The sequence below is a fragment of the Brotocaccenecus cirricatena genome (assembly GCF_020687045.1).
GTDB lineage: Bacteria > Bacillota > Clostridia > Oscillospirales > Oscillospiraceae > Vescimonas > Vescimonas cirricatena.
Map to the genome: position 1 here is coordinate 12,426 of NZ_JAJEPW010000030.1, position 22,783 is coordinate 35,208.

The 22,783-nt window shown below is 61.0% G+C and carries 23 protein-coding genes, 1 pseudogene and 1 riboswitch; of the genes and pseudogenes, 12 read left to right on the top strand and 12 right to left on the bottom strand.

The genetic code is table 11. The annotated features are described in order from the left end of the window. Positions 1 to 16: 16 nt before the first annotated feature. Both LKD37_RS10350 and LKD37_RS10355 read right to left on the bottom strand, forming a co-directional pair. Positions 17 to 187, bottom strand: coding sequence for a helix-turn-helix domain-containing protein (locus tag LKD37_RS10350; RefSeq protein WP_302929144.1), 171 nt, complete (start codon positions 185 to 187; stop codon positions 17 to 19). Next, positions 177 to 1,097 (bottom strand): tyrosine-type recombinase/integrase, encoded by a 921-nt coding sequence (locus LKD37_RS10355; RefSeq protein WP_306414454.1) that lies wholly within the window; start codon positions 1,095 to 1,097, stop codon positions 177 to 179. The genes LKD37_RS10350 and LKD37_RS10355 overlap by 11 nt, the downstream gene beginning before the upstream one ends. Between LKD37_RS10355 and LKD37_RS10360 the strand changes: the two are divergent. Together LKD37_RS10360 and LKD37_RS10365 are read left to right on the top strand one after the other, a co-directional pair. Then, positions 1,012 to 1,935: pseudogene (locus LKD37_RS10360) on the top strand (IS256 family transposase); the annotation flags it as partial. The gene LKD37_RS10355 and the pseudogene LKD37_RS10360 sit on opposite strands and share 86 nt — an antisense overlap. A gap of 405 nt (positions 1,936 to 2,340) precedes the next feature. Beyond that, a complete protein-coding gene (locus LKD37_RS10365) occupies positions 2,341 to 2,877 on the top strand; it encodes a DegV family protein (protein WP_302929147.1) in 537 nt (178 codons plus the stop codon). A 71-nt stretch (positions 2,878 to 2,948) separates the two neighbouring features. Here the strand turns inward: LKD37_RS10365 and LKD37_RS10370 are convergent, their stop codons facing one another. Together LKD37_RS10370 and LKD37_RS10375 are read right to left on the bottom strand one after the other, a co-directional pair. Further along, a complete protein-coding gene (locus LKD37_RS10370) occupies positions 2,949 to 3,545 on the bottom strand; it encodes a hypothetical protein (RefSeq protein WP_302929148.1) in 597 nt (198 codons plus the stop codon). Further along, positions 3,542 to 4,375, bottom strand: a complete 834-nt coding sequence (locus LKD37_RS10375; protein ID WP_302929149.1) for a DegV family protein — start codon at positions 4,373 to 4,375, stop codon at positions 3,542 to 3,544. Before LKD37_RS10375 ends, LKD37_RS10370 begins: the two co-directional genes overlap by 4 nt. 168 nt (positions 4,376 to 4,543) lie before the next feature. Here LKD37_RS10375 and LKD37_RS10380 point away from each other — a divergent pair, with 168 nt between their 5' ends. Then, complete coding sequence (locus tag LKD37_RS10380) at positions 4,544 to 5,089, top strand: DUF1836 domain-containing protein (protein ID WP_302929150.1); 546 nt, start codon at positions 4,544 to 4,546, stop codon at positions 5,087 to 5,089. A 464-nt stretch (positions 5,090 to 5,553) separates the two neighbouring features. Here the strand turns inward: LKD37_RS10380 and LKD37_RS10385 are convergent, their stop codons facing one another. The 8 genes from LKD37_RS10385 to LKD37_RS10420 are packed head-to-tail and all read right to left on the bottom strand — an operon-like array spanning position 5,554 to position 11,869. Continuing rightward, positions 5,554 to 5,973, bottom strand: coding sequence for an aspartate carbamoyltransferase regulatory subunit (locus LKD37_RS10385; protein WP_235254137.1), 420 nt, complete (start codon positions 5,971 to 5,973; stop codon positions 5,554 to 5,556). A gap of 18 nt (positions 5,974 to 5,991) precedes the next feature. Beyond that, entirely contained in the window at positions 5,992 to 6,906 is a 915-nt protein-coding gene (gene pyrB, locus LKD37_RS10390) for an aspartate carbamoyltransferase (RefSeq protein ID WP_302929151.1), read from the bottom strand. Between the two features lies 1 nt (position 6,907). Next, positions 6,908 to 7,558, bottom strand: a complete 651-nt coding sequence (pyrE, locus tag LKD37_RS10395) for an orotate phosphoribosyltransferase (RefSeq protein WP_302929152.1) — start codon at positions 7,556 to 7,558, stop codon at positions 6,908 to 6,910. A 23-nt stretch (positions 7,559 to 7,581) separates the two neighbouring features. Continuing rightward, positions 7,582 to 8,232, bottom strand: coding sequence for an HAD-IA family hydrolase (locus LKD37_RS10400; protein WP_302929153.1), 651 nt, complete (start codon positions 8,230 to 8,232; stop codon positions 7,582 to 7,584). After that, positions 8,232 to 8,930, bottom strand: coding sequence for an orotidine-5'-phosphate decarboxylase (gene pyrF / locus LKD37_RS10405; RefSeq protein WP_302929154.1), 699 nt, complete (start codon positions 8,928 to 8,930; stop codon positions 8,232 to 8,234). Before pyrF ends, LKD37_RS10400 begins: the two co-directional genes overlap by 1 nt. Further along, positions 8,923 to 9,840 (bottom strand): dihydroorotate dehydrogenase, encoded by a 918-nt coding sequence (locus LKD37_RS10410; protein WP_302929155.1) that lies wholly within the window; start codon positions 9,838 to 9,840, stop codon positions 8,923 to 8,925. Before LKD37_RS10410 ends, pyrF begins: the two co-directional genes overlap by 8 nt. Then, entirely contained in the window at positions 9,834 to 10,568 is a 735-nt protein-coding gene (locus tag LKD37_RS10415; protein WP_302929156.1) for a dihydroorotate dehydrogenase electron transfer subunit, read from the bottom strand. Before LKD37_RS10415 ends, LKD37_RS10410 begins: the two co-directional genes overlap by 7 nt. Further along, the gene (locus LKD37_RS10420) at positions 10,565 to 11,869 is read right to left on the bottom strand and encodes a dihydroorotase (RefSeq protein ID WP_302929157.1); all 1,305 of its coding nucleotides are present in this window, start codon (positions 11,867 to 11,869) and stop codon (positions 10,565 to 10,567) included. Before LKD37_RS10420 ends, LKD37_RS10415 begins: the two co-directional genes overlap by 4 nt. Before the next feature lie 180 nt (positions 11,870 to 12,049). Further along, positions 12,050 to 12,149: riboswitch (ZMP/ZTP riboswitch) on the top strand. 51 nt (positions 12,150 to 12,200) lie between these two features. Between LKD37_RS10420 and purE the strand changes: the two genes are divergently transcribed. From purE to LKD37_RS10465, 9 genes are read left to right on the top strand one after another with little or no spacing between them, the layout of a single operon-like run. Beyond that, positions 12,201 to 12,692 (top strand): 5-(carboxyamino)imidazole ribonucleotide mutase, encoded by a 492-nt coding sequence (gene purE, locus LKD37_RS10425; RefSeq protein ID WP_302929158.1) that lies wholly within the window; start codon positions 12,201 to 12,203, stop codon positions 12,690 to 12,692. Between the two features lie 42 nt (positions 12,693 to 12,734). After that, positions 12,735 to 13,415 carry a phosphoribosylaminoimidazolesuccinocarboxamide synthase gene (locus tag LKD37_RS10430; RefSeq protein WP_302929159.1) on the top strand — a complete coding sequence of 227 codons (681 nt, stop codon included), beginning with the start codon at positions 12,735 to 12,737 and terminating at the stop codon, positions 13,413 to 13,415. After that, the gene (locus LKD37_RS10435) at positions 13,415 to 14,839 is read left to right on the top strand and encodes an amidophosphoribosyltransferase (RefSeq protein ID WP_302929160.1); all 1,425 of its coding nucleotides are present in this window, start codon (positions 13,415 to 13,417) and stop codon (positions 14,837 to 14,839) included. Before LKD37_RS10430 ends, LKD37_RS10435 begins: the two co-directional genes overlap by 1 nt. Before the next feature lie 4 nt (positions 14,840 to 14,843). After that, positions 14,844 to 15,881, top strand: a complete 1,038-nt coding sequence (gene purM / locus LKD37_RS10440) for a phosphoribosylformylglycinamidine cyclo-ligase (RefSeq protein ID WP_302929161.1) — start codon at positions 14,844 to 14,846, stop codon at positions 15,879 to 15,881. Continuing rightward, a complete protein-coding gene (gene purN, locus LKD37_RS10445; protein ID WP_302929162.1) occupies positions 15,875 to 16,495 on the top strand; it encodes a phosphoribosylglycinamide formyltransferase in 621 nt (206 codons plus the stop codon). Before purM ends, purN begins: the two co-directional genes overlap by 7 nt. Further along, positions 16,488 to 17,120 (top strand): IMP cyclohydrolase, encoded by a 633-nt coding sequence (locus LKD37_RS10450; protein ID WP_302929163.1) that lies wholly within the window; start codon positions 16,488 to 16,490, stop codon positions 17,118 to 17,120. The genes purN and LKD37_RS10450 overlap by 8 nt, the downstream gene beginning before the upstream one ends. Positions 17,121 to 17,130: 10 nt before the next feature. Further along, positions 17,131 to 18,309, top strand: a complete 1,179-nt coding sequence (locus LKD37_RS10455) for a phosphoribosylaminoimidazolecarboxamide formyltransferase (RefSeq protein WP_302929164.1) — start codon at positions 17,131 to 17,133, stop codon at positions 18,307 to 18,309. An 18-nt stretch (positions 18,310 to 18,327) separates the two neighbouring features. After that, positions 18,328 to 19,605, top strand: a complete 1,278-nt coding sequence (gene purD, locus LKD37_RS10460) for a phosphoribosylamine--glycine ligase (RefSeq protein WP_302929165.1) — start codon at positions 18,328 to 18,330, stop codon at positions 19,603 to 19,605. Between the two features lies 1 nt (position 19,606). Beyond that, positions 19,607 to 22,765 carry a phosphoribosylformylglycinamidine synthase gene (locus LKD37_RS10465; RefSeq protein ID WP_302929166.1) on the top strand — a complete coding sequence of 1,053 codons (3,159 nt, stop codon included), beginning with the start codon at positions 19,607 to 19,609 and terminating at the stop codon, positions 22,763 to 22,765. The last annotated feature ends 18 nt before the right edge of the window (positions 22,766 to 22,783 follow it).

Genomic DNA, 22,783 nt, shown 5'->3' on the forward strand with positions numbered 1-22,783 from the left:
TCCGTTTTTGGAGCCTTTAGTACCAGCGATGTTGATGATCCGGTCTGCTTCCACTGCGGACGCTCCGTATCTGTCCGCTGCGGATCAGTTCATAGGCGGTGTTGCGCCCGATGCCGAGAATGGGCATCAAGTCCCCCACCCGCAGTGTCACGGGCAGCTCATGCAGGTCACGATACTTATTCTCCATGGGCAGCGCCTCCCTTTACGGATGCCAGATAGATGTCCGTTACATCGGGCCGCTCGTGCCCCAGCAGACGGGAGACGGTAAAATGGGCATCCAAAGGCGTCATGTCGCCGTTGATGAGAGATGTATACTTTTCAGCAGCGTAGGTATGTCGCAGTCCATGGAAGGTAATGCGCCTGTCCGGCGCTGTAGGGTCACAGATAGCGTCACGGTTGCGGAGGATAAACTGCTGCATGCCATTGATGGCCCGGTCGGTGGAGATGCCATCCGGCACCAGCAGCTTGTGTCCGCGCTCCGTTTTGTCCAGCAGCCGTTCTAGCATCATCGTGATACGGTCGTCCTCGATGGGAACAATACGCACCTTGCCGCTCTTGCCCTTTACGGTGAGGGCGTTTTCGCGCAGCGCACGCTCCGCCGCGGCGGTGTCCATGCGAAAGCACTCGTGGATACGCAGACCGGCATAGCAGGCCAGATACAGGGAGAGGATGTAGTCCTCCCGCTTCTCCGCCATGGCGCGGCCGATCAGCTTGCCGAACTCCGAGTTCGTCCATGTACGATCCTGCTGCCCAAAGCGGCGGCGTTCCAAGGCGACGCCCAGTTCTTCATTGCCCGGCAGCGTGTAGCGTGGATGGGACATCTTATCGTGGAAAAAGCGGATGGTGGAGAGGTCGGTCTTGATGGTGCTGGCTGACTTGCCCTGCTCCTGCAAATAGAGAATGTAGCTTACTAGATGCTTGCCGCTGACGTTCTCCAGCTTTTGGGGATGGTAGTAAGTTGCGAGGTAGGCGCAGAACCGTTTGGTGGCCTCGTAGTAACGGCCTTTCGTGCGGTATCGCCGCCGGGAGAGCAGTGTGGAGGAGGCCCTCATCGAGATGTACTTGGCAGGCGTTTCCGTGCGCCGGGTGGAGGACATCACGGAGGCACTGTGGGGCAGCAAGGTCTCACCCGCCACCATCAGCGAGCTGAACAAGAAAGCCTACGTCCACATCGAGGACTGGCGGAACCGCCCCTTGCAGGGCGGGCGCTATCCGTATGTCTACGTGGACGGTATCTACCTGCGCCGCAACTGGGGCGGAGAGTATGAAAATGTTGCTGTTTTGGCGACTATTGCCGTGAATGAGGACGGTTTTCGTGAGGTTTTAGGTGCCGCCGAGGGCATGAAAGAGGACAAGACCAGCTGGGTCAATTTCTTTCAGTGGCTTCGCGGACGCGGCTTGGACGGCGTAAAGCTCATCGTCGGGGACAAGTGCATGGGGATGCTGGAGGCCGTGGGCGAGGTGTTTCTGGACGCCAAATATTAGCGCTGCACGGTGCATTTCTACCGCAACGTTTTCTCCGTTGTGCCCAAATCCAAGGTCAAAATTGTGGCAAAAATGCTCAAAGCGATCCACGCCCAGGAGAGCAAAAAGGCGTCCCGCGAGAAGGCGAAAGCCGTGGTTGCCGAGTTGCGCGCCATGAAGCTGAAGGAGGCTGCCAAGAAGGTCGAGGACGGCATTGAGGAGACGCTGACCTACTGCGATTTTCCCAGCGAGCACTGGACCCGCATCCGTACCAACAACGCGATCGAGCGGCTGAACCGGGAAATCCGCCGCCGGACCCGCGTAGTGGGGACGTTCCCTGACGGCAACTCTGCCCTGATGCTGGTCTGCGCGAGGCTTCGCCATGTGGCGGGCACCCAGTGGGGCAGCAAGAAATACATGAACATGAAGCATTTAGAGGCGGCTCTGGACGACGCCTTCATTGCCGGCTGACTTCACTCAGCCGGAGCCTGCAAATAATTTTGCGCATAAACCTTGACGGGACCATTTTTTGGTGGGGACTGCTGGACTCGAACCAGTGACCTCCTGCGTGTGAAGATATAATGAGCGCCGGAAAGCGTTGTGCTGCAACGCTTTCCGGCGCTTTTGCATACTTTCGGCTCGATGGGGCATCCATTGTGTCCGCCTGTATCCGCCTGCTTTTTTCCGTGTTTGGGTCACGGTTTGGGTCAAGCCCTGCAACGGCGCAGAAATGACCACGCTGTAGACAAAGAGCTACCGCAATATTCTTTCTGCACTTTTTAGCCGTTTTTAGCGGTTTCCTCTTAATTCTAATTACTTTCCTGACACCTTGTGACCCGCATCCCCCATGTGTTCCACACCTGTCTGTGGCATTTTATGTGGTCAAAGGCAAAGCCTCGCCGGAGCAATTCCGGCGGGGCTTTGCGGTATTCTCGGCAGCCTGCTTTTCCACTCGGTGAACAACACGAAAACCGCGCCGAGCGCCCCGCGCCGTGGGATGCTATAATCAAAGAGTATGGGCTGTGCGGAACTCTTCTGTTGACATTTCAACAACCATGTGGTTTAGTCCGACCGTTTAGATTTACCCTCGCGTCGATCTCCGTCACTGACGGCGAGATACATCTGCTGGGGAAAGCACGCGGCTCGAAAATGGGGAACAATCTGCTCGTTCAGGAGATCGACAAGGCGGGCGGAATTGATTTCAGCAAGCCGGTGCTGCTTGGCTACAGCGGACTTTCCGGTGCGCTTTTATTGAAGTACATCGAAGACAGCCGCCACATTTGGGAGGGGCATTTGCGGGAGGTTTGCTACACAACGGTGGGCAGCGTGATCGGAACACACCTCGGCCCCGGCGCCGTTGTGGTAGCGTTTTTCAAGAATCAATATAACGCAGAACAGAACAGCAGCGATTGAAGAAGCTGCAATAAAGACAGGACTGCGCCGCGCCACCGTCAAATGAAACGGCGATGCGGCGCAGTATCATTTTATCTGACGCCATAAACCATAATCGAGATCACACAGGCTAACAGACTGACCGCCGAGCCGGCCAGAAGCTGCGGCAGGGAATGGCGCGACAGCTTTAGGGAGGAGCGGTACACTGCTGCGATCAGCAGAACGGACGGTATGGCAAAAAGCGGATGCAGCTTCCATGTCAACAGAAACGCCGGAGCTGTTGTGCTGCAGGCGTGTCCGCTTGCGCGAAGGCCAAAGCCCACGTTGAGCAGCAACAGCGCCGCGATAGAAATGACATAAGAGAGAAACAGGATATGGACGAGCCAGGAGCATGGCGTCAGCATTGACCAGAGAAACCCGCACAGATACCCAACGGCGCTGCATACCAGCGCCGTGCCGCGCTGCCCCCTGCGCCGGTCCTTTCCAATGTGGAAGATCTCCCGCAGCGGGTACGCCGCCAAGGGGATAACCAGCAGGAACACCTCGCACAGCAGCAGCTCCCTGCGCGTCAGAAGCCCTGTCGGAGCGTACATCAGAAGCAGCGTTACCCCGATGACGATGGGCGGCAGTGTCAGAATGCGTACCGCAAGATGCAGCAGCGCCTTCCTGTCCGAGACCTTCGTTTTCATGACTCAAAGCCCAGCATAATCCCGCCGTGTTCTGCATAGTAGCTGCACAGCCCACGTAGCGGATGGCTTTTCACCTCTGCCCCCGGAAATCGCCGCCGGATCTCGGTGCAGAGCTCCAATGCAAATGTCGCGTTCCGGCAATGCCCGATGCGGACGCTGCCGCCCCTGTAGCCAAGCCGCACCATTTCACTCAAGAGGAGCTCCTGCGTTTTTCGAGCGCCCCGACATTTGCCGAGCATCTCAAGCGTGCCCTCCTCGCTGGCCTGCCCAACGGCGCGGATGCCGAGAACACCGGCCATCGTTGCTGCCAGCTTGCTGATTCGTCCGTTCTGGGCGAGATTGTGCATGGATTCCAGCGCAAAGAGCAGATGGGTACGGCGCTGATACTGCTGTACGGCTGTGCAGACCTCCTCGAAGCTCTTGCCGGAGCGCAGTTCGGCGGCTGACTTTTCGATGAGCAGGGCGATCTCCGGACCGGCGGACAGCGTGTCCACCACAAAAATACGGCGAGAGGGATTCTGCTCCTCGCAGCGTTTCTTTGCGGCAAGTGCCGCGCTGCAGCTGCCCGAAAGGCTGCTTGTAATGGTGAACGCGAGTACATCGCCGCTTTCGCCAAAGGCGGACTCCCAGTCCGCGATGTTCGGGCAGGCGCTGAAGGTGCGGCCCTTCGTGCCGCGAAGTGTTGTGACCATCGCGTCGACATCGAGCGCGGCGTCATCGCGAAATTCCTCCACAGCAGTACGGACGGTGAGCGGAACGCTGACAAAGTCCACGCCGTCCATGGTAAGCAGGTCGCAGCTTGAGTCTGCGGCAATGCGGATCTGATCCATAAGATGACCTCCAACTGAAAAAGTGTCGTTCGGTTCCGGTAAGGGATGGATGCAGTTTATCAGCTTTTTATTTCTTCGTCAACGGCTTTTAATAAACTGTTAAAAATGTTTCGCAAAGCCGTTGAACTTTGCAGAGGAAACGCTTATAATAACAATACGGAAAAAGAAATGCAAAACAGAATCACGGCGGACATCGCGGCCTTCCGTCTGCCGCGCTATGCACAGATCCCGGAGGTCGGACTGTATCTGGAGCAGGTGGTGCGCTATATCAACGCCCGGTTGGCACCGTTAGGAGAGCCTGAACTGACTGGATCCATGGTGAGCAACTATGTCAAGCAGAAGCTGGTTCCTGCCCCTCAAAAAAAGCTGTATACAGCCGAACATCTTGCGCGGCTTCTGTTCATCGCGGTGGTCAAGCCTGTTGTTCCTTTGGAGGGGCTTCGACTGATGTTTAGCATACAGGAGGAGTGCTATCCCCTTCAGACCGCCTATGACTACTTCTGCGATGAGTTTGAGAATATGCTCGGCGCAGCGTTTGGTGTCGCTCCTGCAGTGGAGGGACTTGGTGAAACCGAGTCTGATGCCAAGGATCTCCTGCGCAGCACGATCTCGGCTACCGTCAACAAGGTCTGTCTGGACCGGTATCTGGAGGAGTATCGAAAGCGGCGGGAGCAGGCTGAGACTATTGTGGGAAAAGAAATCTCCCTGTTATAGTAGAAATGCTGTCTGGCAGCTGCAAGCTGTAAAGCAACGGGAGTCCATTCGGAAATGAAGTGGCAGAAGAAGTTCAGCAGACTATACCAACGCCACATGAGGCGTGGCCGACAGCATGGAGCTTTGCCCGCGTAAGGAATATCCCCGGCCAAGCCGGGGATATTCCTTACGTCTCTCTGCCATGATTACAGTGCAAAACTGAAGAACATACTCCGGGCCCTTCATCGCCATGTCCTAATTGATAAAGAGCTTTCATTGTTCCTGCATCGCTGCAATAGAGGGTATCCGAAGATTCTCTCTATTGTGATGATATGCCGAGCATCCTCCATGGTGCATCTGAAGCCTTCGGCTTTGCGCCCGGACAGTACAGCGTGCTGAGAGGAGGCTCCCTGTGCGTCGAGGCTTGTCTGATTCTGCATACTTCTCTGCAAGCAGGATCTTCTCGACTTCTGCCTTACAAAAGCCTATTTACCCGCCTGCGTTTCGCAGTAGCGGCAGCGGTAAACGCGCTTTTCACGATCCGTTAGCACAAACTCCTGCGGCAGCTCCTGCTCAACGGAGGTGATGCAGCGCGGGTTTTTGCACTTGAGCACGCCGCGGATGCGCTCAGGCAGCTTGAGCGTGCGCTTTTCCACAAGTTTCCCGTCGCGGATGATGTTGACGGTGATGCTCGGATCGACGTAGCCGATCAGGTCCCAGTCAAGGTCCATTTCGCGGTCGATCTTGATGATGTCCTTGCAGCCGAGCTTGCCGCTCGTAACGTTTTTGAGGATGGCCACCGTGCAGTCAAGCTGATCGAGGCCGAGGATCTGATAGAGCTCCATGGATTTTCCCGCGGTGATGTGGTCGATGACGATGCCGTTTTGAATAGAGTCAATGATCATTGTGTCGCACTTCCTTTCTCACTTGATTTCCAACAGCTTGAGGATCAGCGCCATGCGGATGTACTTGCCGTACTGCACCTGCTTGAAGTAGCACGCGCGCGGGTCGTCGTCCACGGCGACGGAGATCTCGTTCACACGCGGCAGCGGATGCAGGATGCGAAGAGACTCCTTCGCGCCCCTGAGCTTGTCGGACGTGAGGATGTAGCTGTCCTTGAGGCGCAGATAGTCTTCCTCGTTGAAGAAGCGCTCGCGCTGCACGCGCGTCATGTAGAGGATGTCCAGCTCCGGCATGACGGTCTCGAGGTCGGTGGACTGCGTGTAAGGGATGTTCTTGGCCTTGATGTACTGCTCCTTGACATAGCGCGGCAGCTTGAGCTCCTCGGGGGAGATGAGCACGAAGCGGATGCCGGTGTAACGGCTCATCGCGGCGACGAGGGAGTGTACCGTGCGGCCGAATTTGAGGTCGCCGCAGAGGCCCACCGTGAGGTTTTCAAAGCGCCCCATCTCGCGGTGGATGGTCAGAAGGTCGGTCAGCGTCTGCGTGGGGTGGTTGTGGCCGCCGTCGCCGGCGTTGATGACGGGCACGAGCGAGTGCATGGAGGCGACCAGCGGCGCGCCCTCCTTGGGATGGCGCATGGCGATGATGTCGCTGTAGCAGCTCACGGTGCGGATCGTGTCCGCCACGCTCTCGCCCTTGGCGGCGGACGAGCTTTTCGCCTCCGAGAAGCCGAGCACCTGCCCGCCGAGGGAGAGCATCGCGCTCTCAAAGCTCAGACGGGTGCGGGTGGAGGGCTCGAAGAAGAGGGTCGCGAGGATTCTGCCGTCGCACTTGTGCGCGTATTCGGCGGGGTGGTCGATGATGTCGCAGGCGGTATTCACCAGCTCCATGATCTCCTGCTCGGAGAGCTCCAGAATATCGATCAGGCTTTTCATATCAGTTTGTTCCTCCTTTTTTGATCCAGCTTTCGTCGGCGGGGTCATCGCGGAAGGCCAGCAGCCGCGCAACGTCCGCCTCGGTGATGTAATGCTCCTCTGCGCCCACGCGGGCGATGGTATCCAGATTTGTCAGGCTCACGCTCTTGACCTTCGCCTCGATCATGCGCTCAACGCCCTTTTTCATGCCGTAGGTGAAGATGCTCACGACGCCCAGCACCTCGGCGCCTGCCTCGCGCAGCGCCGCGACCGTATCCAGCACGCTGCCGCCGGTGGAGATGAGGTCCTCGATCACGACGACCCTCTGCCCCGCCTCGAGCCTGCCCTCAATCTGATTTTTTCTGCCGTGGTCCTTGCTGCCCGAGCGCACATAGCCCATGGGCAGGCCGAGCAGATGCGCGGCGATGGCGGCGTGGGCGATGCCCGCCGTGGCGGTGCCCATCAAAACCTCCGCCTGCGGAAACTCACGGTGTACCGTGTCCGCGATGGCGCGCTCGACTGTATCGCGCACGGCGGGGGCGGTGAGAATGAGGCGGTTATCGCAATAGATCGGGCTTTTGATGCCGCTCGCCCAGGTAAACGGCTCCTGCGGGCGCAGAAAGACCGCGCCGATGGAGAGCAGGCCTTGAGCGACCCTGCTGCTGATGTCCATATCCATGTTCCTCCCGTTGTTTTTTATTCCTGAAGCAGAATTGCTTTCAGCTCGTTGAGATCGGCGGCAAGATGCTCCGCCCCGGCGGCGGTCAGCTCCTCGCGGCTGCCGTAGCCGTAGAGTACGCCGATTGCCTCAAGGCCGTTGGCGTGCGCCCCGTATATGTCGTGGCGGCGGTCGCCGACCATGACGGCGTGTCCCGTCACATCGGCGCGCATGAGCGCCGTGCGCACGACGCTCGCCTTGTCCGCGCTGGACTTATCCTCCAGACGGGAGCCGCAGATGTCATCAAAATACTGCGCCAGCTCAAAATGCCGCAAAACTCTCCGCGCAAATTCCTCCGGCTTCGACGTTGCAATCACCAGCCGCAGTCCCGCTGCGCACAGGCTTGCAAGCAACTCGGCCATTCCGGCATAAGGGGCGTTTTCCGCCCAACCGTAGCGTTCAAAATAAATGCGGAACTCGCGGATCGCCCGCTCTGTTTCCTCTTCATTCATCCCGCAGAGCGCAGGGAAGCTTTCGTGGAGAGGCGGACCGACAAAGGTGGTCAGCATGTCTGGAGAGGGGACCCCCCGGCCAAGACGCTTCAACGCATAGGACACCGAGTTCACAATGCCCTCCTGCGAATCCGTCACCGTTCCGTCCAGATCAAAAAGGACCGTATCCCAGCGCATCAGCCCACGAACTCCTCTCGGCAGCGGCGGTAGGCAGCCACGGGGTCCTCCGCCTGGGTGATGGGACGGCCCACCACGATGTAGTCGGAGCCAAGTTCTTTGGCCTTGGCCGGCGTGGTGACCCGTTTCTGGTCGCCCGCGTCCCCGTCGGCAAAGCGCACACCGGGGGTCACGGTGAGGAAGTCCTTGCCGCAGCGCTCATGGACAACGCCTGCCTCCATCGGTGAGCAGACCACGCCGTCAAGCCCCGCCGCAGCGGCGTTTTCGGCATAGTGCAGCACGACCTTTTCCATCGGCACATGAATCAGCAGCTCTCGCTCCATACTCTCCTGATCCGTTGAGGTCAGCTGCGTTACGGCGATGAGCAGCGGCCGAGTACCGTCGGGGCGCGTCAGACCCTCCAGCGCGGCGGTCATCATGGCGGCGGTACCGGCGGCGTGGAGGTTCACGATGTCCACATCCAGCGCAGACAATGCCGCCATGGCCTTTTTCACGGTGTTGGGAATGTCATGCAGCTTCAGATCCAGGAAGATCTTGTGGCCTCGGGCCCGGATCTCCCGCACGATGGAGGGGCCTTCGGCGTAAAACAGCTCCATGCCGATCTTCACAAAGGGCTTTTCCTCGGTGAAACGGTCTAAAAAGGCCAGTGTCTTTTCCTTGCTGTCGAAGTCCAGCGCAACGATAACGTCCTTACCCATGATGTGCTCCTCCTATGATCTCCGTCAGATTTTCCATGCCGTATCGTTCCATCACGGCAGGCAGATTTTCAATGATGGTCTTGCAGGCATACGGCTCCACAAGGTTCGCCGCGCCCACGCCGACGGCGGCGGCGCCCGCCAGCATCAGCTCGATAACGTCCTCCGCCGTGGTGACGCCGCCCATACCCACGATGGGGATGGAAACGGCCTCGTAGACCTGATACACCATCCGCACCGCCAGCGGGAGCATTCCCGGGCCGGACATACCGCCAGTGGTGTTGGCCAGCAGCGGACGGCGGCGTTTCAGGTCGATGCGCATTCCCGGCAGGGTGTTGATCAGGCTCACGCCGTCAGCCCCCGCGTCCTCGCAGGCTCTGGCAACGGCGGCAATATCAGCCGCCGTGGGGGACAACTTCAAAATGATGGGCTTTTTCGTCACCGTCCGAACAGCCTTCGTCACCTCGGCGGCGGACTTGGGGTCCGCGCCGAAGGCCGCGCCGCCGCCGTGGACGTTGGGGCAGGAGATATTGACCTCCAGCCAGCCCACCTGCTCCTGCGCGTCTAACTTCTCGCAGACCTCGGCGTATTCCGCCGCGGAAAAGCCGCTGACATTCGCCATCACCGGCTTGTGAAATACCTGCTTGAGCTTTGGCAATTCCGTTGCGATCACCGCGTCCACGCCGGGGTTTTGCAGACCCACCGCGTTCAGCAGGCCGCCGGCGTACTCCGCGATGCGGGGCGTGGGGTTGCCGAAGCGGGGCTCCCGGGTCGTACCCTTGAAGGAGAAGGTACCCAGTATATTGATGTCGTACAGCTCCGCGAACTCATAGCCAAAGCCGAAGGTGCCGCTGGCGGGGATGATGGGGTTGTCCATCTCAATGCCGCAGAGGGTCACTTTTGTGTTCACCATACGATCTCCTCCTTTTCCAGCACGGGGCCATCCTTACAGATGCGCTTATTGCCGTATTTCGTCTCGCAGGAGCAGCCCATGCAGGCGCCGAAGCCGCAGCCCATCCGCTCCTCAAAGCTGAACTGGCCGGAGGTCTTGCAATCAGCGTACACCGCCTTGAGCATCGGCTCCGGGCCGCAGGTGTAGAGATAGGTATAGTCGGACACGGCGGCCATGCCGTCGGTCACAAGGCCCTTGAGACCGACGCTGCCATCGGCGGTGGCGATGACGACCTCCGTACCCAGCGCCCGAAATTCCTCCGCTAAAAAAATCTCGGATTTTCGGTTAAAGCCCAGCACGGCGGTGACGCGCTTACCTTGTGCGGTCAGCCGCCTGGCAAGGCCATACAGCGGCGGGATACCCACGCCGCCGCCCACCAGCAGGGGGTGTTCCCCACTGCGGGACAAGTCAAAGCCGTTGCCAAGGCCCGTCAGCACATCCAGCGCCGTGCCGACAGCCATGCCCGTCATGGCCTCGGTGCCATGGCCCAAAACCTTATAAATCAGGGTCACTTCCCCGTTCTCCCAATCGCACACGGAGATGGGGCGGCGGAGGAAAAAACCTGAGAGCTTCAAATTCACGAACTGCCCCGGTGCGGTGATGGCAGAGGTGTCCCCCGCCAGCCGCAGACGGTAGATGCCGTCTGCCAGCCGGGTATTTTCCAAAACAGTCAGCAGTGTCTCCTTCATTCGGCGTCCTCCCCCTCCAGCAAGGTCTTATCATACCAGACCGCCTGCCCGTCCATGGCTGTCAGCAGGCAGCGGCCCTGTACACTCCAGCCCGCAAAGGGCGTGGCCCGGCCCATGGACAGAAATTCAGCGGGGTCGATCGGATAGGTACGGTTCAAATCAAACACGGTAAAGCCGGTGGCCGGCGCAATGCCGAAGCGGCGGCAGGGCGCGTCATGGAGCAGTTCCATCAAGCGGGCAAAGGAAATGACGCCGGGCTTTACCAAATACGTATAGAGCAGCGGGAAGGCCGTTTCCAGTCCCACGATGCCCATGGCGCTTTTTTCCAGTCCCCCGCCCTTTTCCTCGGCGCTGTGGGGGGCGTGATCCGTGGCGATCATGTCGATGGTTCCGTCCGCCAAACCCTCCAACAGGGCTTCCCGATCCGCCTTGTCCCGGAGGGGCGGGTTCATTTTGAAACGGCCGTCCTCCTGCAAGCAGGAATCGTCCAGCAGCAGGTAGTGGGGGCCGGTCTCGCAGGTGACATTCAGGCCCTCGGCCTTGGCCTTGCGGATGAGTGCGACGCTCTCCTTGGTGGAGATGTGGCAGACGTGATAGCCGCAGCCTGTCTCCCGCACCAGTTCCAGATCCCGCTGGATGGGCCGCCACTCGCTCTCGGAGCAGATACCCCGATGTCCGTGGGCGCGGGCATAGGCGCCGTCGTGGATGTAGCCGCCCCGCAGCAGAGAATTGTCCTCGCAGTGGGCCACGATCAGCTTGCCAAGGCGCTTGGCCTCCAGCATGGCGCGGCGCATCATTTCACGATCCTGAACGCCCTTTCCGTCGTCGGAGAAAGCCACCACATAGGGGGCCATGGCATCCAAGTCCGCCAGTTCCCTGCCCTGCTCGCCTTTCGTGATGGCCCCGTAGGGCAGAACGCGAATCACGGCGTCTTTTTGAATGGCGTCCAGCTCCATTTGCAGCGTCTCCATGCTGTCCGGCACAGGGTTCAGATTCGGCATGGCGCCCACGGCGGTATAGCCGCCGTGGGCCGCCGCTAAAGAGCCGGTGCGGATGGTCTCCTTATAAGAAAAACCCGGCTCCCGAAGATGCACATGCACATCAACGAAACCGGGTAATATGGTAAAGGAAGAAACATTCAGGGACGAAGGAAAAACAATATCCTTGCAAAAAACACGATCCCCAAAGGAAACGGAAACATCACCGCCGCTGAAAGCACCTCGGTGGAACACCTGCGCACCCTTCAAAACCACGGTCACGACGATCGCCTCTCTTTCCTCAAGTTTTTGATAGAATACCACGCGAGGATCGCCTTGTCAAGACAAAAAAATGGTTTTTCGGCGATAAGTTTTCTCAAGACGCGATATAAGCGTATCTTATGAATTGTCATAACGATACAAATATAGCTAAGATTTTCTATCTTCTTTCTCCTTTTTGCGGAATGGACGAAAAGCCGGGCGTATGGTACACTGAATTCAAGTTGAGCCCCTTGTAACTGACAGAATGTGGGCTACCACGGGGGAACAGGGAGCATCGCTCTGAGGCGGCGCGTTTCAGAGGCCGACCGTCCGGGCACTCCAACTGCAAAGGGCAGCGGAGCACCTATTTTTATGTTTGAGGGAGGGAACGCAAATGAGAAAGGTTGCGATCGTTATGGGCAGCAAGAGTGATCTGCCCGTCGCGGAGAAGGCCGTAGGCGTATTGCGAGACTACGGTGTCCAGATGGAAGTGCGCGTATTATCCGCTCACCGCTGTCCGAATGAGGCAAGGGAATTTGCCGCGTCGGCTCGGGAGGGCGGATTTTCTGTTATCCTCGCGTTCGCCGGCATGGCGGCGCATCTTGCCGGCGCGATGGCGGCAAACACCACGCTGCCGGTGATCGGCGTGCCGTGCAGCGGGACGAAGCTTGACGGCATGGACGCACTGCTCTCCACCGTGCAGATGCCGAGCGGCATCCCTGTGGCGACGGTGGCAGTGGACGGCGGGAAGAACGCCGCGCTGCTGGCGGTGCAGATCATGGCGGTCTCCGACGCGGAGCTCGCCCAAAAGCTGGACGAGGCGCGGACGCGGGAGCGGGACGCCGTGCTGCGCGCGGACGAAGAGGTTCGGGCGCTTTATCAGTAAATAAGGAATACACTTCAAGAAATAAAAGGAGAGCTGAAAGCAATGAAACTCGTATATACCGGAAAGACCAAGAATGTATTCGCACTGGACAACGGCAACTACCTGCTCAGGTTCAAGGATGACTGCACGGGCAAGGACGGCGTGTTTGACCCCGGCGAGAACAGCGTGGGCCTGACCATCGAGGGCGTGGGCAATGTCAACCTGCGCATGACCAAGCACTTTTTTGAAAAGATCAACGCCGCCGGCATCCGCACGCACTATGTCTCCGCGGATCTGAAGGAGACCACGATGGAGGTCCTGCCCGCGAAAGTCTTCGGCCACGGGCTGGAGGTCATCTGCCGCCTCAAGGCGGTGGGGAGCTTCCGCCGCCGCTACGGTGAGTACATTGAAGAGGGCGCCGACCTGCCCGCCTATGTGGAGACGACCTTCAAAAATGACGCGCTGGGCGATCCGCTGGTGACGAAGGACGGCCTTGTGGCGCTGGGCGTGATGACCGAGCAGCAGTATGACGACATCAAGGCCATGACGCAGAAGATCACCGAGGTCGTCGCGGACGACCTGCGCGAAAAGGGCCTTGTCCTCTATGACATCAAGTTTGAGTACGGCTACGCGCCGGATGGCAGCGTGATGCTGATCGACGAGATCTCCTCCGGCAATATGCGCGTCTATCGGGACGGAAAGTACATCGACCCCATGACGCTCTCCGAGCTGTTCTTTGCGTAATGGGGGGCTTTTTCGGCGCGGTCTCGGACCGCGATGTCGCGCTGGATGTCTTCTTCGGCACGGACTATCATTCTCACCTCGGCACGCGCCGCGGCGGAATGGTGCTCTTTGACAAGAAGGAGGGCTTCCAGCGCCAAATACACAACATTGAAAATACGCCCTTTCGGACGAAGTTTGAGCGGGACCTCGCGGACTTCCGCGGCCACGCGGGGCTCGGCTGCATCAGCGACAGCGACCCTCAGCCGCTGCTCGTGCGCTCCCATCTGGGCCTGTACGCCATCGTGACGGTCGGCATCATCAACAACACTGACGAGCTGGTGAAGACTTATCTCTCCGACAAGGGCCAGCAATTTCTGACGCTGAGCAGCGGCCGCGTGAATGTCACCGAGCTGACCGCCGCGCTCATCAATCAGGAAAACGACCTTGTCTCCGGCATCCTCCACGCGCAGGAGGTCATCGACGGCTCCATGACGATCCTGATTTTGACCGAGGAAGGAGAGCTGATCGCCGCGCGTGACAGCATGGGACGCCTCCCTGTGCTGATCGGACAGCGCGAGGACGGCTACTGCGTATCGTTCGAGTCCTTCGCCTATCATAAGCTCGACTATCAGGACGCCTATGAGCTGGGGCCGCGGGAGATCGTCCGGCTGAACGCCAAGGGCTTCCAAACACTCTCTCCCGCAGGGAAGCAGATGAAGATCTGCGCCTTTTTGTGGACCTATTACGGCTACCCGAACTCTAACTACGAGGGTGTGAATGTGGAGCTGATGCGCTACCGCAACGGCGCGATCATGGCGCGGGATGAGGCGGAGCGCGGCGGCGTGCCCGAGGTGGATTTCGTCGCCGGCGTGCCAGATTCCGGCGTGCCGCACGCCATGGGCTATGCCAACCACAGCGGCAAGCCCCTTGCGCGTCCCTTTGTGAAATACACCCCGACCTGGCCGCGCTCCTTCATGCCGGAGGATCAGCAGGTGCGCAGCAGAGTGGCGCGCATGAAGCAGATCCCCGTGCCGGAGCTGATCGAGGGAAAGAAGCTGCTGTTTGTGGATGACTCCATCGTGCGCGGCACGCAGCTGCGCGAGACCGTGGATTTTTTATACAGCACCGGCGCGGCGGAGGTCCATATGCGCTCGGCCTGCCCGCCCATCATGTACCCCTGCCGCTACCTGAACTTTTCGCGCGGCAACAGCGCCATGGACCTGCTCGCGCGCCGCATGGTGCAGGAGCTGGAGGGCAACGAGGGCCAAAAGCATCTGGAGGAATACGCCGACAGCCGCACCGAGCGCGGAAAATGCCTGCTGCACGAGATCTGCGCACAGTTCGGCTTTGATTCACTCTCCTATCAGTCCCTTGACGGGCTGCTGGAGGCGATCGGTCTTGACAGGGACAAGGTCTGCACCTACTGCTGGACCGGAAAGGAATGACATTATGGGCATCTCTCACTCGGAAGCATACGCGGCCGCCGGCGTTGACATCGAGGCGGGCTATCAGGGCGTAAAAATGATGAACCGCTATGTACAGCGCACGCTCACAGCCGATGTGATCTCCGATCTCGGCGGCTTCGGCGGGCTTTTCTCGCTGGACCTGCACGGGCTTGAAAAGCCTGTGCTGGTCTCCGGCACGGACGGCGTGGGCACCAAACAGCGCATCGCGCAGCTCATGGATCGTCACAACACCGTCGGCATCGACTGCGTGGCGATGTGCGTCAACGACATTATCTGCTGCGGGGCGAAGCCGCTGTTCTTCCTCGACTACATCGCCATCGGCAAGAACATCCCGGAAAAGGTCGTGTCGCTGGTCTCGGGCGTATCCGAGGGCTGTGTGCGCGCGGGCTGCGCGCTCATCGGCGGCGAGACTGCTGAGCACCCCGGCACGATGAAGCCGGACGATTATGACCTTGCGGGCTTTGCCGTGGGCGTCGTGGACCGTGACAAAATTCTGGACAAGAACAAAATGCAGCCGGGGGATGTGGTCATCGGGCTGCCCTCCAGCGGACTGCACTCCAACGGCTACTCGCTCGTGCGCAAGGTGTTCGATGTGGAGAACGCCGACCTCGGGCAGTATTACGGCGAGCTGGGCTGCGAGCTCGGCGAGGAGCTGCTACGCCCGACGAAGATCTATGTCCGTCCTGTGTTAGCGGCCGTTGAGGCCGCCGATGTCCGCGGCATCAGCCACATCACTGGCGGCGGCTTTTATGAGAACATTCCGCGCTGCATTCCCGACGGCCTGTGCGCGAAGATCGAAAAGAAAGCGCTGCACATCCCGCCCATCTTCCCCCTGCTCGCGCGCATGGGCGGCATCTCGGAGCGCGATATGTTCAACACCTTCAACATGGGCACGGGCATGGTGCTCGTCACTGCAAGAGACAGCGCCGATAAGGCGCTCGCCGCGCTGCATTCTCTCGGTCAGGAAGCGGGCGTCATCGGTGAGATCGTATCGGGCGAGGAAAAGGTGGCGCTATGCTGACACCCGCCCGCATCGCCGTGCTGGTCTCCGGCGGCGGCACGAATTTGCAGGCGCTGCTCGACGCGCAGCGCGACGGAAAAATGCCGCACGGCGAGATCGTGCTGGTCGTTTCTTCCCGCGCGGGGGCCTATGCGCTCACGCGGGCGGAAAACGCGGGTGTTGCGGCACGCGTGCTCTCGCCCGCCTGCGGGCAGAAGCCGTTTGAAAACGAGCTTTCCGTGCTGCTGCGCGAGCAGAAGATCGACCTCATTCTCCTCGCAGGCTTTACGGTCATCCTCAGCGCAGAATTTACAAAGCAGTGGCCGCGGCGCATCCTGAATGTCCATCCGTCCCTGATCCCCGCCTTCTGCGGCAAGGGGATGTATGGCTTGAGGGTACACGAGGCCGCGCTCGCGCGCGGCGTGAAGGTCACGGGCGCGACGGTACACTTTGTAAACGAAATTCCCGACGGCGGCGAGATCCTGCTGCAAAAGGCGGTGGAGATCGCGCCGAGCGACACGCCCGAAACGATACAGCGGCGTGTGATGGAGCAGGCGGAATGGCAGTTGCTGCCGCTTGCGGCAGAGCGCGTCTGCGCAGAGATCGTAAGAGAGAAGGAGCAGAAAAATGACTGATTTTCTGGAGTTTTTAAAGGCGACCTCTTATCCCGGCCGCGGCATCCTTGTCGGACGCCGCTGTGTGTATTATTTCATCATGGGGCGCAGCGAGAACAGCCGCAACCGCGTCTTTGTCAAGACCGAGGACGGCATCCGCACCGAGGCGCACGACCCCGCCAAGCTCTCTGACCCCAGCCTCATCATCTATCATCCCGTGCGCACGATGGGGCGCGACCTCGTCGTGACGAACGGCGACCAGACCGACACCATCTGCCAGCACGGCGACTTTCGCCGCGGTCTCATGACACGCGAATACGAGCCGGACGAGCCGAACTGGACGCCGCGCATCTCCGCCATCATGCACGAGGACGGCTCCTTCGAGCTGTCCATCCTCAAGCGTAAGGATGGGCGCTGTCTGCGCGAGTTCTTCTGCTACGAAGGCTGCGACGAGGGCAAGGGCTATTTCATCAGCACCTATCAGGGGGACGGAAACCCCCTGCCCACCTTTACGGGTGAGCCGATGGAGGCGAGCGTCCCCTCGCCCGAAGAAGTCTGGGCGGCGCTCAACGCGGACAATAAGGTGTCCCTTTATGCGAACGTGAACGGCGAAGTGAAGCTGTTCAACAAAAATTCAGGCGACTGAGGAGGACGACATGAACGAGCTGGAACTCAAATACGGCTGCAACCCCAACCAGAAGCCCGCGCGCGTTTTCATGAAAAACGGCGCAGCCCTTCCCTTTACGGTTCTCAACGGCAAGCCCGGCTACATCAACCTACTCGACGCCTTCAACTCGTGGCAGCTCGTGCGCGAATTGAAAGAGGCGACGGGCCTTCCCGCCGCGGCGAGCTTCAAGCATGTCTCCCCCGCGGGCGCGGCGCTCGGCCTGCCGCTCGACGAGGTGGACAAAAGGGTCTATTTCGTCGCGCTTGATGCGGCGCTCTCCCCCATCGCCTGTGCCTACATCCGCGCCCGCGGCGCGGATCGCCTCTGCTCCTACGGCGACTGGGCGGCACTCTCCGACGAGTGCGACGCCGCCACCGCCGCGTATCTGAAAAACGAGGTTTCCGACGGCATCATCGCCCCTGCTTACAGCGACGAGGCGCTTGCCATCTTAAAGACGAAAAAGGGCGGCAAATACAACATCGTGCAGATCGACCCCGCCTACACTCCCGCGCCGCTGGAGCAGAAGGATGTTTTCGGCATCACCTTTGAGCAGGGGCACAACGACTGCAAAATCGATGAGAGCCTGCTCACGAACATCGTCACCGAAAATAAAGACCTGCCCGAGGGCGCAAAGCGCGATATGCTCCTTGCCCTCATCACGCTCAAATACACCCAGTCCAACTCCGTCTGCTATGTGAAAGACGGTCAAGCCATCGGCGTGGGCGCGGGCCAGCAAAGCCGCATCCACTGCACCCGACTTGCGGGACAGAAGGCGGACAACTGGTATCTCCGCCGCCATCCGAAGGTGCTCGCCCTCTCGTTCGTGGACGACATCCGCCGTCCCGACCGCGACAACGCTATCGATGTCTACCTCTCCGACGAGTGCGACGATGTGCTTGCCGACGGCGCGTGGCAGCGCGTCTTTCAGGAGCGCCCCGAGGCGCTCACGGGCGAGGAAAAGCGCGCTTGGCTCGCGCAGCAGCGCGGCGTGACCGTCGGCTCGGACGCCTTTTTCCCCTTCGGCGACAATGTCGAGCGCGCGCGCAAGAGCGGCGCTTCCTACATCGTCGAGCCGGGCGGCTCGATCCGCGACGACAATGTCATCGAGACGGCAAACAGATACGGCATCACTATGACGTTCACGGGTATGCGCCTGTTCCATCATTAAGCAAGGAGGAATTTCTCCATGAAGCTCATGGTCATCGGCGGCGGCGGCCGCGAACACGCCATCATTAAAAAGCTGAAGGAAAACCCCGCGGTCGAGAAAATTTACTGTCTGCCCGGCAACGGCGGCATCGCCGCCGACGCGGTCTGCGTCAGTGAGATCGGCGCGAAGGACATCCCCGCACAGGTCGAATTTGCCAAGGCGCACGGCATTGATTATGCCGTCGTCGCGCCCGATGACCCCCTCGCCCTCGGCGCGGTCGACGCGCTGAGCGAGGCGGGCATCCCCTGCTTCGGCCCTGACAAAAAGGCCGCCGTCATCGAGGCGAGCAAGGCGTTTGCAAAGGACTTGATGCAAAAATACAACATTCCCACCGCAAAATACCGCGTCTTTACCGACGCGCCCTCCGCCTGTGCCTACATCGACGCAGAGGGTGCGCCCATCGTCGTCAAGGCGGACGGCCTCGCGCTCGGCAAGGGCGTCGTCGTCGCGCAGACAGTTGAGGAGGCGAAGGCCGCCGTGCGCGCGATGATCGAGGATAAGACCTTCGGTCAGAGCGGCGCGCGCGTCGTCATCGAGGAATATATGGAGGGTCCCGAAGTCTCGGTGCTGAGCTTCACCGACGGCGAAACGCTCGTGCCGATGGTCTCCTCCATGGACCACAAGCGCGCGCTCGACGGTGACAAAGGCCCCAATACCGGCGGCATGGGCGCGGTCGCGCCGAACGCGTACTATACAAAGGAAATTGCGGCGGAGTGCATGGAGAATATTTTCCTGCCGACGATCCGCGCGATGCGCGCCGAGGGCCGCCCCTTCCGCGGCTGCCTCTATTTCGGGCTGATGCTCACCAAGAGCGGCCCGAAGGTCGTGGAGTACAACTGCCGCTTCGGCGACCCCGAAACGCAGGCGGTGCTGCCGCTGCTCAAAAGCGACCTGCTCACCGTCATGCAGGCGACGACGAACGGTACGCTCGCGGATGTGAGCGTGGAATTTTCGACTGATTCTGCTTGCTGTGTCGTGCTTGCGTCCGAGGGCTACCCCCAAAAGTATGAGAGCGGCTTCCCCATCACAATGAGCGAAGAGGCCGCCGCGCACTGCTATGTCGCGGGCGCGAAAAAGGACAGCGATACGCTCCTGACCGCGGGCGGACGCGTGCTCGGCGTCACCGCCGTCGCCCCCACACTGAGGGCCGCCGTCGAGGACGCGTACCATCTGGCGGAGGGCGTAGATTTTGCCAACAAATACTGCCGCGGCGACATCGGCAGCGCCGCGCTCGCGGCGCGGGAGGAAAGAGGATAAAATGGTATTTCGGACCTATGTGGAAAAGCGGCAAGGTCTCGCGCCCGAGTGCGAGGCGCTGCTGACGGACTGCCGCGATTTTCTCGGCGTGCAGGGCCTGCGCGCCGCGCGTATCTGGAACCGCTATGATGTAGAGGGGATCGAGGCCCCTCTCTTTGAAAATGCCTGCAGGAGCGTGTTCTCCGAGCCGCCGCTGGACCTTGTGTCCGACGCGGCGGACACGCAGGACGCCTGCGCGGTCTTTGCCGTCGAGCCCCTGCCCGGTCAGTTCGACCAGCGCGCGGACAGCGCGTCGCAGTGCATCCAGCTTCTGAGCCAAGGCGAGCGCCCGCGCATCCGCACGGCGAAGGTCTACGCGCTCTATGGGATGCTGACGGATGCCGATGTCGAGGCGGTCAAGCGTTATGTCATCAACCCCGTCGAAAGCCGCGAGGCGAGCCTTAAAAAGCCCGAAACGCTCGCCGAGGAGTTTGCCGAGCCGAAGTGCGTTTCGTCCGTCGAGGGCTTCACCGCCATGGACGAGGCCGGGCTCTCCGCACTGCTCTCCTCTATGGGGCTTGCCATGGATATTGCCGACCTCAAGGCGCTGCAAGACTATTTCCGCGAGACCGAGCACCGCGACCCCACCGTGACCGAGCTGCGCGTGGTCGACACCTACTGGTCCGACCACTGCCGCCACACGACCTTCTCCACGCACCTTGACGAGATCCGCATCGACGATGACGCCGTCAAGGGCGCCTATGCGCGCTATCTTGCTGCGCGCGAGGAGGTCTACGGCGCGGAGAGGGCTGCCAAGCGCCCGCAGACGCTCATGGATATTGCGACCATCGGCACAAAGACGCTCAAAGCCCGCGGGCTGCTCCCCGAGCTCGACGAGAGCGAGGAGATCAACGCCTGCTCCATCCATGTGCCCGCCATGGTGAACGGCAAGGAGCAGGACTGGCTTTTGATGTTCAAGAATGAAACGCATAACCATCCCACCGAGATCGAGCCCTTCGGCGGCGCGGCCACCTGCATCGGCGGCTGCATCCGCGACCCGCTCTCCGGCCGTGCCTATGTCCATCAGGCAATGCGTGTGACGGGCGGCGGTGACCCGAGAAAGGAGCTTGCCGAAACGCTTTCAGGCAAGCTCCCGCAGCGCAAGCTCGCGCAGACCGCCGCGGCGGGCTATTCCTCCTACGGCAACCAGATCGGCCTTGCTACCGGCCATATCGCGGAGCTGTACCACGAGGGCTATGTCGCCAAGCGCCTTGAGTGCGGCGCAGTCGTCGCCGCCGCGCCCGCGGACAACGTTGTGCGCGAGCGTCCCGCGCCGGGTGATGTGGTCATCCTGCTCGGCGGGCGCACGGGGCGCGACGGCATCGGCGGCGCGACCGGCTCCTCCAAGAGCCACGATATGAAATCGCTTTCCACGATGGCGAGCGAGGTGCAAAAGGGCAATGCGCCCGAGGAGCGCAAGATCCAGCGTCTGTTCCGCGACGGCGCGGTCACGCGCCTCATCAAGCGCTGCAACGACTTCGGCGCGGGCGGCGTGTCCGTCGCGGTCGGCGAGCTGGCGGACGGACTCATCATCGACCTCGACGCCGTGCGCAGGAAGTACGAGGGCCTCGACGGCACGGAACTTGCGATCTCCGAATCGCAGGAGCGCATGGCGGTTGTCGTCGCACCGGAGAACGAGGCGAAATTCATCGCCGCTGCCGCGGCGGAAAACTTAGAGGCCTACCGCGTGGCGGTCGTGACCGAAAGCCCCCGCATGGTCATGCGCTGGCGCGGACAGACGATCGCCGACCTCTCCCGCGCCTTCCTCGACACCAACGGCGCGACGAAGCACGCCTCCGTCGCCGTCCCCGCGAGGGAATGTGCCGCTCCCGCCGCAGCTCAAACGCTGCGCGGCATGGCGGGCAGCCTCAAGAGCGCCTCCCGCCGCGGCCTTGTCGAGCGCTTCGACTCCACCGTCGGCGCGGGGACACTCCTCATGCCCTTTGGCGGCAGGACGCAGCGCAGCCCCGCGCAGGCGATGGCGGCGCTCCTGCCCGTCCTCCCCGGCGAGAAGACCGCGCAGGGCAGCGTGATGGCCTGGGGCTGCGACCCCGACGCGCTGAGCGCCGACCCCTATCGCGGTGCGCACGACGCGGTCTATACCTCGGTCGCCAAGCTCGTCGCCGCAGGCGCAGACTATCATAAGGCATATCTTTCCCTGCAAGAATTTTTTGAAAAGCTCCGCAATGAGCCCGCGCGTTGGGGCAAGCCCTTCGCGGCGCTGCTCGGCGCGCTGGACGCGCAGTTGGAGCTGAGCGCCGCCGCCATCGGCGGCAAGGACTCCATGTCCGGCAGCTTTCTTGACCGCGATGTGCCGCCGACGCTCATCTCCTTCGCCATCGCGCCGCTGCTCGAAGGCGAGCTGCTGACGACCGACCTGAAGGCGGTGGGCCACGGCGTCTACCTCTTCGCAGGCAAAACGCCCGAGCAGCAGACCGCCGCGTGGGAGCGTTTCACCGCGCTTGCGCGCGCGGGCAAGGTCGTGAGTGCGTGGGCGGTCGAAAACGGCCTTGCCGAGGCGGTGATGAAGATGTCCTTCGGCAACGAGATCGGCTTCGCCGCGGAAAATACGGTGCTTGACTGGTTCGCCCCCATGCCAGGCGCGATTGTCGCCGAGCTGAGCGATGAAGTCTCCGACGCCGTGCGCATCGGCGTCACCACAGCGGAAAAGGCCATTGCCCTCGGCGCGGACAGTGCCTCCATCGAAGAGCTTGCCGCGCTGAACGACGCCGTGCTCGAAGCCGTCTACCCGACAAAGACGCGGGACAGCGGCACGGTCGAGAGCTTTTCCCATGAAACGAAGACGCGCGTCGCCCCCGCCGTCAAGCAGGTGCGTCCGAAGGCGCTCATCCCCGTTTTCCCCGGCACGAACTGCGAGTACGACACGCAGCGCGCGCTTTCGGAGGCAGGCGCGGACGCCGAGCAATTCATCGTCCGCAACCTCACGAGCGCCGATGTCGCAGACAGCGTCGAGCGCTTTGCCGCTGCCGTCAGGACCGCACAGATGATCGTCATTCCCGGCGGTTTCTCCGGCGGCGACGAGCCGGACGGCAGCGCCAAGCTCATCACCGCGTTTTTCCGCAACGCCGCCGTCCGCGAGCAGCGGCTCGATGGCGAATGAGATGAGCGTCGGCGGCAC

Excerpts from the sequence above, each read along its gene's own strand:
- LKD37_RS10350 (WP_302929144.1), bottom strand. The coding sequence starts at position 187 with ATGGAGAATAAGTATCGTGACCTGCATGAGCTGCCCGTGACACTGCGG.
- LKD37_RS10355 (WP_306414454.1), bottom strand. The coding sequence starts at position 1,097 with ATGTCCTCCACCCGGCGCACGGAAACGCCTGCCAAGTACATCTCGATG.
- LKD37_RS10365 (WP_302929147.1), top strand. The coding sequence starts at position 2,341 with ATGTGGTCAAAGGCAAAGCCTCGCCGGAGCAATTCCGGCGGGGCTTTG.
- LKD37_RS10370 (WP_302929148.1), bottom strand. The coding sequence starts at position 3,545 with ATGAAAACGAAGGTCTCGGACAGGAAGGCGCTGCTGCATCTTGCGGTA.
- LKD37_RS10375 (WP_302929149.1), bottom strand. The coding sequence starts at position 4,375 with ATGGATCAGATCCGCATTGCCGCAGACTCAAGCTGCGACCTGCTTACC.
- LKD37_RS10380 (WP_302929150.1), top strand. The coding sequence starts at position 4,544 with ATGCAAAACAGAATCACGGCGGACATCGCGGCCTTCCGTCTGCCGCGC.
- LKD37_RS10385 (WP_235254137.1), bottom strand. The coding sequence starts at position 5,973 with ATGATCATTGACTCTATTCAAAACGGCATCGTCATCGACCACATCACC.
- pyrB (WP_302929151.1), bottom strand. The coding sequence starts at position 6,906 with ATGAAAAGCCTGATCGATATTCTGGAGCTCTCCGAGCAGGAGATCATG.
- pyrE (WP_302929152.1), bottom strand. The coding sequence starts at position 7,558 with ATGGACATCAGCAGCAGGGTCGCTCAAGGCCTGCTCTCCATCGGCGCG.
- LKD37_RS10400 (WP_302929153.1), bottom strand. The coding sequence starts at position 8,232 with ATGCGCTGGGATACGGTCCTTTTTGATCTGGACGGAACGGTGACGGAT.
- pyrF (WP_302929154.1), bottom strand. The coding sequence starts at position 8,930 with ATGGGTAAGGACGTTATCGTTGCGCTGGACTTCGACAGCAAGGAAAAG.
- LKD37_RS10410 (WP_302929155.1), bottom strand. The coding sequence starts at position 9,840 with ATGGTGAACACAAAAGTGACCCTCTGCGGCATTGAGATGGACAACCCC.
- LKD37_RS10415 (WP_302929156.1), bottom strand. The coding sequence starts at position 10,568 with ATGAAGGAGACACTGCTGACTGTTTTGGAAAATACCCGGCTGGCAGAC.
- purE (WP_302929158.1), top strand. The coding sequence starts at position 12,201 with ATGAGAAAGGTTGCGATCGTTATGGGCAGCAAGAGTGATCTGCCCGTC.
- LKD37_RS10430 (WP_302929159.1), top strand. The coding sequence starts at position 12,735 with ATGAAACTCGTATATACCGGAAAGACCAAGAATGTATTCGCACTGGAC.
- LKD37_RS10435 (WP_302929160.1), top strand. The coding sequence starts at position 13,415 with ATGGGGGGCTTTTTCGGCGCGGTCTCGGACCGCGATGTCGCGCTGGAT.
- purM (WP_302929161.1), top strand. The coding sequence starts at position 14,844 with ATGGGCATCTCTCACTCGGAAGCATACGCGGCCGCCGGCGTTGACATC.
- purN (WP_302929162.1), top strand. The coding sequence starts at position 15,875 with ATGCTGACACCCGCCCGCATCGCCGTGCTGGTCTCCGGCGGCGGCACG.
- LKD37_RS10450 (WP_302929163.1), top strand. The coding sequence starts at position 16,488 with ATGACTGATTTTCTGGAGTTTTTAAAGGCGACCTCTTATCCCGGCCGC.
- LKD37_RS10455 (WP_302929164.1), top strand. The coding sequence starts at position 17,131 with ATGAACGAGCTGGAACTCAAATACGGCTGCAACCCCAACCAGAAGCCC.
- purD (WP_302929165.1), top strand. The coding sequence starts at position 18,328 with ATGAAGCTCATGGTCATCGGCGGCGGCGGCCGCGAACACGCCATCATT.
- LKD37_RS10465 (WP_302929166.1), top strand. The coding sequence starts at position 19,607 with ATGGTATTTCGGACCTATGTGGAAAAGCGGCAAGGTCTCGCGCCCGAG.